We start from the raw sequence: 374 nt of genomic DNA, 5'->3' as shown, positions 1-374 counted from the left end.
ATGAGCCAGCCCTCAACATTGCCGGCATCATTCTGCAGGCGGGTGCGCAGCCCCAGCGCCAGCCGCGCCATCTCCTCCTCATTCAGCGGCTGCGCCTGCGGGTCCAGCGCCCGCGCCAGCAGCCCGGGCGTCTGCGCCGTTGCCTGCTGCCAGGCCCTGACCTGCTGATAGCTGCCGGTCTGTGAGTAACTGATGGCGCCGACCGCCAGCGCAATGACGGCCCCCGGCACGTAAACGCCCCACCCGGCGCGCGCGCCGCAAACCGGGGTGTCCGCCGGCAGCGGCTCCCGGCGCAGGCGCACCCGCCGGCGCGTGCGGGCAACGATTATCCACCCGCCCGCCACGATGGCGGCCAGCGGCAGCACCCACAGCAG

General features: G+C 73.3%; 1 protein-coding gene. It reads right to left on the bottom strand.

Annotated features, from left to right (window positions below; translation table 11 throughout):
- On the bottom strand, positions 1–374 hold a 374-nt coding region (locus tag NA389_RS21955), incomplete at both ends, for a TPR domain-containing protein (protein WP_438795991.1).

The sequence above is a fragment of the Salmonella sp. NW645 genome, from assembly GCF_051703725.1.
Taxonomy (GTDB): Bacteria; Pseudomonadota; Gammaproteobacteria; order Enterobacterales; family Enterobacteriaceae; genus Salmonella; species Salmonella enterica.
This window is presented reverse-complemented; position numbering and strand designations above follow the sequence as displayed.